Consider the following 7,908-nt stretch of genomic DNA (forward strand, 5'->3'; position numbering starts at 1 on the left):
TGCGAGGTATCCGGGTAGCATGGGTCTCGCTGGCCGCGCCCTGAGATCTGTCGCTCATCCGTTGCCCGAATGGAGTAAGCCATGGTTACCGATCCAGATCCCGAACTGGTTTTCGCCATCCCGGGCGACCTTTCAGCGCCCACCGGCGGCTACGCCTACGACCGCAGCCTCCTGGCCAACCTGCCGGGCTCCGGCATCCGCGTACAGCACCTTCAGCTCCCAGGCTCGTGGCCCACTCCCACGGCAAGAGACGTCGAACAAACCAGGCGACGGCTCGCATCGCTTCGGGACCGGATCACGGTCATGGTGGACGGACTCGCGTTCGGGGCGTTCCCGGACTCGCTGCTCGAGACGTTGGACCATGGGACCGGCCATCCGCTCGTGGCCCTCGTTCACCATCCACTGGCACTCGAAGCCGGGCTCGCGGAGGACGAACGCCTAATGCTCGCGAGAACCGAGCGCCAAGCCTTGGCCCGCGCTGTCCATGTGATTGCGACCAGCGCACTGACGGCCCGGACTCTGACTCGCGACTACGGCGTCCCGGCCGGGAAGATCACGATTGCCTGTCCAGGGACACCGCCAGCCTGCCGCGCAGGAGGCTCCGACCGCACGCGCGGGGCGGAACTGCTCTGCGTGGGGTCGGTCTCGCCGCGCAAAGCCTATGGCGTCCTTGCCTTGGCACTTTCGCATCTGACTGATCTGGACTGGCACCTTACTATCGCAGGTGAGACTGACCGGGTGCCGGGCGAGCACGCCCGTGTGGCCACCGCCGTCCAGGCCCACGGCCTTGCCGGCAGGGTCACTTTTGCCGGTGTCCTGACGGCAGATGAGCTTGAAGCCGCCTTCCACTCCAGCGACCTCTTCGTCATGCCCTCCCTCTATGAGGGCTACGGCATGGCATTGGCGGAGGCCATGTCCCACGGTCTGCCGATCATCTGCACCACCGGCGGGGCCGCTGCCGAGACGGTGCCGGACGGCGCGGCTATCAAGGTGCCGCCCGGCGACGCGCTTTCCCTCGGCAGCGCTGTCCGTTTACTCTTGACCTCTCCGCAGCGCCTCGCCGCCCTCGGGGAGCGCTCCTGGGCCGCCGGACGGACTCTGCCGCCCTGGTCTGATACTGCCGGTCGGGTCGCTGACGTCGTGCGGGCCATGGCCCGGTCACTCCCGGAGCCCGCGGCATGAGCGGCTTCAGCCCGGAGTGGCTGGACCTGCGCGAAACGGCCGACCACCGGGCACGGGATTCGGCTCTGGAACAGCAGCTCGCTACCCACTTCGCGGCGCGCGCGCACGTCAGCGTGGTGGATCTGGGCTGCGGTTCCGGGTCCAACCTGCGGGGCACCGCGCAGTTCCTGCCGGACCACCAGTCCTGGCGGCTGGTGGACTACGACCCTCAGCTGTTGACATGGGCCCGGGAACGCCTGGTCGATTGGGCTGACGACAGCCGGTCCGAGGGCGCCCTCCTTCGGCTGCGCAAAGACCACAAGCGCATCGACGTCAGCTTCGCCGAGGCTGACCTCACCCTCGAGCTCACGCAGGTGTTGACGCCGGCTCCGGATCTTGTCACGGCCGCCGCACTGTTCGATCTGGTTTCGGAGCCCTGGCTGGAGCTCTTCACGGCCGCCCTCAGCGTGGCCGGGCTGCCGCTCTACACCGTCCTGATCTACGACGGCCGGCAGGAATGGCAGCCGATCCACCCGCAGGACGGGCGTGTGCTCCGCGCGTTCAACAGCCATCAGCAGTGGGACAAGGGCTTCGGTTCGGCCACCGGTCCGCGGGCCTCGGCTGTGCTGGCCGGGCTGCTCGCGGCGCGCGGTTATGCCGTGCACACTGCCGCCTCGCCCTGGCTGCTCGGACCGGAAGACTCGGGTCTCCGGCGCGAACTCGCCACCGGCATCGCCGCCGCCGCACTGGAGACTGGGGACGTTGCACCGGAGGAAGTCGCCGACTGGCTGGCCGCCCGCCGGGAGCCGGGCCGCGCCACGATCGGCCACTCCGACATTTTCGCCACCCCCTAGCTGTACTGAGCGCGATGTTTCGGTGCGCCGCACCGAGGCGTTCCCGTCCCACAGCGCCACTCAGCTGCTCCGAGCCGCCGCAAAGCAGCGCAGCGCCGCGCGGCTTTGGTCGTCTGGCCCGCGCCGGACAGTCCGCACAGCAGGTGGACAGTCGGCGGTTCCGGAGCAGTCGCGTGTCCGACGTCATCGTCGCGAGCTATCTGCACGGCTCCCTGCTGCCCAAGAACCCGGCGCTGGCGGATTTCCGCATCCGGACCGCCGTTGAACGCAAATACGGCAGCTTCTCCCCCGGCACCCCAGACGACTCCTACGCCGTCCACCGGCCACCCGGCGACGGTCTCTCCGTCCGGACCGCCCGCCTGCGGCTGTTCAACCGTTATCAAGCGGGCAACGCGCGGGGACGACGGCGTACCTCGGCTGCGCCGTCGGAGTGGACGAAGGGCAGGAGGTGCTCGACGTCGGCGGCCTCGCGCGCCTGTCGCGCAGCAGTGACTACGGGGCCATCTTGGCCGCAGGGGTTCAGCCCGGAGGATCCCATACTGCGACGGTAGTCCTCAGGGGCCGGTACAGTCTTCGGAAGTTCCTCGGCATACTCTTTCAGTGCTCGCCCATAACCATCAAGCGTTGGTATGAGAGCCAGCAGTGCGCTCCATAGAGCGCCCCCTTAACGGCCTTCGTCGTATAACGCAAGCGCGAGAAAGGCTTGGCGTGCTGCTCCGGGCGTTGCGCGTTCTCCATCGAGCCGTGCCTCAATCGCCTGCCGGTAAGGCCGTCAGTCGATGCTCCAGCGTGCGTATCAGCCTTTGCTGTGTCCGGCGAACGCCAGCACGTCCTGCGCGATGCGTCCGCTGGAGGCTGCCCGGAGATGGCCCTTGCCTTCGTACCAGATGAGAGTGCAGTCCGGGATCAGCCCGGCTGTCTCCTGGGCGGCCTCGCGGGGGAAAAACTGGTCGGCGCCTCCGCAGATCATCAGCACCGGCCGCCGGATGATCGGGAGCACCGCCCGGGAATCGAAGGCCATTTCGCCCTTAACCTCGGTGAGGACATCCTGGGAGGGGAAATCGGATCCGCTCAGCAACCGTCGGCTGATCAGGGGACCAATCAGCCGCCGCAACCACTTCAGGCGCCGGCCCGGCAGCAGGTACTCGGCGAAGACCGTCCCGGCGCCGTTCAGGTCGCCCCCTTCGAGGGCCGTGGCCATCCGCGCATCGACGTCCTTGCCCCAGTCGCTCAGCTCCGCGGCGGTGACCACCATGGCGATATGGCCGAAGGAGTCCGGATGCCGTGCGGCCAGATACTGGCCGATCATGCCGCCGAAGGACTCAGCCACAACGACGTCAACGCGGCCGCCGAACTCCTCGGCGATGAGCCGGGCATAGTCCTCCGCCATGTCGGGGATGCTGTGCTCCGGCGGCATGCCCCGGCGCCGGGTGACGACCCAAACGGCGTATCCGGCGTGGAGAAAGGCATCGAACTGGCGCCGGAACATCCGGCGCAGCATCCCCTGGGGAACCGTGCTCCCCGGGCCGCCCTGGATGAAGAGGAGTGTCTTGGGGCCGTTGCCCCAGCTCAGATAGGCCATGCCATTGGGGAAAGTCCCGTTCCGGGGTTCCCGGTCCGCCGTCGATACTCTGCCCACTAAGGCCTCCTGTCCGGGTGTGACTGGGGCCTATTTTGGCCCCGCGTCTCCATCAAGGTATTCGCCGGCCGGTGTCAGGGCAAGATCCGCAGGCCCTCCGACGGTTGGGGCCCTCGAAAATCGCGGCCAGGCGCCTGACGTCCGCCGCCTCGATTCGGTGGGAGCCCGCCTCGCACCGGTCGGCGCGGCCGGCCGCCCGGTCGATGGAAGCCTGCAGCGGTGTCCGGACATAAATGAACGACGACGGCGGCCCCGGCAGTCTCTGCCCAGCCAGCCCGGTCAGCTCGCCTCCCCCGGCTCCACTGGTTCCAGTCAAGGACCACGTCGGTACCGCCATCCAGGACCTGCTGTGCGGCATCCCAGACCAGCACCTTGCAGGTTTCAGTTAATCTCCCCGGCCTTCCAGGCGCTACGGTTCCTTGGTGATGAGCAGTTCATGGGCGCCCGCGGCCGCTGCCCCCAGCGACTCGACCGCGGCCTGGGTGCGCTGGCGGGTGGCCGTGTCCGCCGCGGCACCGGCGCAGGAACCCTGCGGGGTGTCGGAGGCAACCGAGCACCAGCGGTAGGGACCGCGGACCATCACCGACGGCGCCCAGGCCAGATCGGAGGCGGTCCACGCACCGGCGGCGTCCTGGCTGAACTGGACCCGGACCAGCAGGCCCTCGTTGTTCACCACATAGTTCGGCGAGAGCTCGGTGATCGCATTACCCAGACCGTAGGCAATCCAGGTGCCCTTGTACTGCTCGATCGGCAGGACCGAGTGCGAGTGGTGGCCGTAGATCATGGTGAACTGGCCGCTGTCCGCGAGGGCATGGGCGACGCTGATCTGCTCGGCGTTGGGCACGCTCGAATATTCCTCGCCGGCGTGCATCGCGCCAAGCACAATGTCCGCGCCCAGGTCCCGGGCCCTCTTCGCCTTGACGATCATGACCTCGGGGTCGAGCATGTCCACCTGCCAGGCCGCCTCCGGGAGCTGTCCGTTCAGGCCGTAGGTCGCACTGATCACGGCGATCTTCGCCGCCGCGGTCTGCAGGATCAGGATGCCCTCGGCGTCGGCTGCGCTCCGGTAGGACCCTGTGTGCTGCAGCCCGGCGGCGTCGAGGGCATCCAGGGTGCGGACCAGCCCGGCGGTGCCGCGGTCGACGGTGTGGTTGCTCGCGGTGGTGCAGGCCTGGTAGCCGACCTGCTGGACGGCCGGGATGATCTGTGGCGGAACGTTGAACGAGGGGTACGCGGAAAACGGTCCGGCCGGGCCGGCGACGGGTGTCTCCAGGTGGCAGACGGCGAGGTCACTCTTCTCGATGTACCTGCGCTGACCCTCCAGCAGCGGCCCGAAGTCCAGGCCCTTGGCGCCGGCGGCCAGGGCATCCGCGCGGGCCTGTTCCCAGAGCTGGGCGTGGACCAGCATGTCCCCCGTGACCACTACCGAGGCGCAGCGGACGGCCGCGCAGCCGGGCCCCTTGCCCGGCGTCGGCGTCGGGGAAGGGCTCGGGGTACTCGACTGCGTCGTTCCCGGGCTCTGCACCGCGGCCGAAGCGGCGGTGCTCCCTGCGTCCGCCGCGGAGCCTGAGGCAGTGCTTTCGGGCTGGGCGCCGATGCCGCAGGAGGCCACAGAGGCCACCAGGGAGAACGCTGCGGCGGCGGCGAACAGGCGGCCGCGCAGCTGGGGGGTGATGGTACGCATGGCGACCATACTACGGCGGCAAAGGGTGCCAACACGCGGAGCAGACCATTGAGACTCAACCCATTACATGAAAGAGTTATTTCATGACCAACCCCCTCATGAGCCCCAGCCCCCTGCCATTCGGCCTGCCGCCGTTCGCGGACATCACCGACGAGCACTACGCCGAAGCCGTGGAGGCCGGCCTCGCCGAGCACCTCGCTGAAATCCAGGCACTCGTGGACACCGCGGAGCCTGCCACCTTTGAGAACACCGCGCTGGCCATGGAGCGGTCCGGGCAGCTCCTGCAGCGTGCGGCGGCCTCCTTCTTCACCCTCGTCTCGGCCGATGCCACGGACCCCATCCGCGATCTCGAAACCGTCCTGTCCCCGCGGTTCTCGGCCCACCAGGACGCCGTCTACCTCAACCGTGGACTGTTCGAGCGATTTGCCGCGGTCAACACGGACCAGCTCGACGCCGAGTCCGCCCGCCTCGTGGACGAGTACCTCAAGGAGTTCCGCCAGTCCGGCATCCAGCTCGACGGCGCCGGCCAGGAACGGCTCAGGGCCGTCAACGCCGAGCTCTCCCGGCTCGGAACCGAGTTCGGACAGCGGGTGAAGGAAGGAATGAAGTCCGCCTCGCTGCTGCTCGACGACGCCGCCGCACTCGCCGGGCTGCCTGCTGACGATGTTGCCAGCGCCGCCGAAGCCGCCCGCACCGCCGGGCACGAGGGCAAGTTCCTGCTGACTCTCATCCAGCCCAGCAACCAGCCCGCCCTCGCCGCCCTCGAAAACCGGGAGGTCCGACGCCGCCTGTACGAGGCCTCCATCGGCCGCGGCAGCGACGGCGGCGCCCACGATGTCCTGGAACTGGCCAAGGACATGGCCGGGCTCCGCGCCGAGAAGGCAGCGCTGTTGGGTTTCGCCAACTACGCCGAGCTGGTCGTGGACCAGCAGACCGCCCCGGACTTCGCAGCCGTGCAGACCATGATGAACCGGCTGGCGCCGGCCGCCGTCCGGAATGCCGACGCCGAGGCCGAGGCGCTGGCCAAGGTCGCCGGCCACCCCCTTGAGGCCTGGGACTGGGCCTATTACTCCGCGAAGGTCAAGCTCGAACGCTACGCCGTGGACGAGCAGGCCCTGCGCCCCTACTTCGAGCTGGACCGCGTCCTCAACGACGGCGTGTTCTTCGCCGCCAACGCGCTCTACGGCATCACGTTCCACGAACGCGCCGACCTCGCCGGTTACCACCCGGACGTGCGCGTCTGGGAAGTCCGCAATGCTGACGGGACCGAACTGGGCCTGTTCCTGGGCGACTACTACACGCGCGAATCCAAGCGCGGCGGTGCCTGGATGAACTCCCTCGTGGAACAGTCCGGGCTGCTCAACACCCGGCCCGTGGTGATCAACAACCTCAACATCTCCAAGCCGCCGGCCGGGGAACCCACGCTCCTGACCCTGGACGAGCTCCGCACCACGTTCCACGAGTTCGGCCATGCCCTGCACGGCCTGTTCTCCGCGGTCACGTATCCGCGCTTCTCCGGCACCTCCGTGCCGCGGGACTTCGTGGAATACCCCTCGCAGGTGAACGAGATGTGGATCATGTGGCCGGAGGTCCTCGCCAACTACGCCCGCCACCACGCCACTGGCGAGGCGCTGCCGCAAGAGGTTGTCGACAAGCTCGACGCCGCGCAGCTCTGGGGCGAGGGCTTCGGCACCACGGAATACCTGGGCGCTGCCCTGCTGGACCTCGCCTGGCATGTGCTGGACGGATCCGAGGTGCCCGAGGATGTCCTGGAGTTCGAGGCCAAGGCGCTGGCCGCGGCCGGCGTGGCACACCACCTGATCCCGCCGCGCTACCGCACCGGCTACTTCCAGCACATCTTCGCCGGCGCCGGTTATGCGGCGGGCTACTACTCCTACATCTGGAGCGAGGTGCTGGACGCCGAAACGGTGGAATGGTTCAAGGACAACGGCGGCCTCACCCGGGCCAACGGGGACTTCTTCCGCGCCGAACTGCTTTCCCGGGGCAACAGCCGCGACCCGCTGGATTCCTTCCGCGCCTTCCGCGGCCGCGACGCAAAGCTCGAACCGCTCCTCAAGCGCCGCGGCCTCGACTAACCCCGCACCCACCCCCATCGGCTGCTCCGCAACCGCCCTTTTGGAGCCCCATAAGGGCCGTTGCGGAGCAATCGGCGGGGAAACAAACGACGACGGCGGCGAGCCACCAGAAAGGTGACTCGCCGCCGTCGTGGTTGGTGCTTTGGTGCTGTTACCAGCCGCGCTCGGCGAGGCGGTGCGGGGCCGGGATCTCGTCCACGTTGATGCCGACCATGGCCTCGCCCAGGCCGCGGGAGGCCTTGGCGATCTCGTCCGGGTCATCGAAGAAGGTGGTGGCCTTCACGACGGCGGCGGCACGCTGGGCCGGGTTGCCGGACTTGAAGATGCCGGAGCCGACGAAGACACCGTCGGCGCCGAGTTGCATCATCATCGCGGCGTCGGCAGGGGTGGCGATGCCGCCGGCGGTGAACAGGACCACGGGGAGCTTGCCGGTGGCGGCAACTTCCTTGACCAGTTCGTACGGGGCCTGGAGTT

6 protein-coding genes and 1 pseudogene are annotated in these 7,908 nt (G+C 68.5%); 4 read left to right on the top strand and 3 right to left on the bottom strand.

Annotated elements, in window-relative coordinates; all coding sequences use genetic code 11:
• Positions 1 to 81 precede the first annotated feature (81 nt).
• The 3 genes and pseudogenes from ACZYZ3_RS01835 to ACZYZ3_RS01845 form a co-directional block, all read left to right on the top strand.
• Positions 82 to 1,182, top strand: coding sequence for a glycosyltransferase family 4 protein (locus tag ACZYZ3_RS01835; RefSeq protein ID WP_463962155.1), 1,101 nt, complete (start codon positions 82 to 84; stop codon positions 1,180 to 1,182).
• On the top strand, positions 1,179 to 2,015 hold the full coding sequence (locus ACZYZ3_RS01840) for a class I SAM-dependent methyltransferase (RefSeq protein WP_463962156.1): 837 nt from the start codon (positions 1,179 to 1,181) through the stop codon (positions 2,013 to 2,015). The genes ACZYZ3_RS01835 and ACZYZ3_RS01840 overlap by 4 nt, the downstream gene beginning before the upstream one ends.
• Before the next feature lie 185 nt (positions 2,016 to 2,200).
• Positions 2,201 to 2,332, top strand: a pseudogene (locus ACZYZ3_RS01845) (glutamine amidotransferase); the annotation flags it as partial.
• A 479-nt stretch (positions 2,333 to 2,811) separates the two neighbouring features.
• On the opposite strand, the gene ACZYZ3_RS01850 reads toward ACZYZ3_RS01845, so the two are convergent.
• The gene (locus ACZYZ3_RS01850; protein WP_463962157.1) at positions 2,812 to 3,654 is read right to left on the bottom strand and encodes an alpha/beta fold hydrolase; all 843 of its coding nucleotides are present in this window, start codon (positions 3,652 to 3,654) and stop codon (positions 2,812 to 2,814) included.
• A gap of 409 nt (positions 3,655 to 4,063) precedes the next feature.
• Positions 4,064 to 5,338, bottom strand: coding sequence for a CapA family protein (locus ACZYZ3_RS01855; RefSeq protein WP_463962158.1), 1,275 nt, complete (start codon positions 5,336 to 5,338; stop codon positions 4,064 to 4,066).
• Positions 5,339 to 5,421: 83 nt separating this feature from the next.
• Here ACZYZ3_RS01855 and ACZYZ3_RS01860 point away from each other — a divergent pair, with 83 nt between their 5' ends.
• Positions 5,422 to 7,434 (top strand): M3 family metallopeptidase, encoded by a 2,013-nt coding sequence (locus ACZYZ3_RS01860; RefSeq protein ID WP_463962159.1) that lies wholly within the window; start codon positions 5,422 to 5,424, stop codon positions 7,432 to 7,434.
• Positions 7,435 to 7,585: 151 nt separating this feature from the next.
• Here the strand turns inward: ACZYZ3_RS01860 and ACZYZ3_RS01865 are convergent.
• On the bottom strand, positions 7,586 to 7,908 hold a 323-nt coding region (locus tag ACZYZ3_RS01865; protein WP_463962160.1), incomplete at its 5' end, for a beta/alpha barrel domain-containing protein.

The sequence above is a fragment of the Pseudarthrobacter linnaei genome (assembly GCF_055412825.1).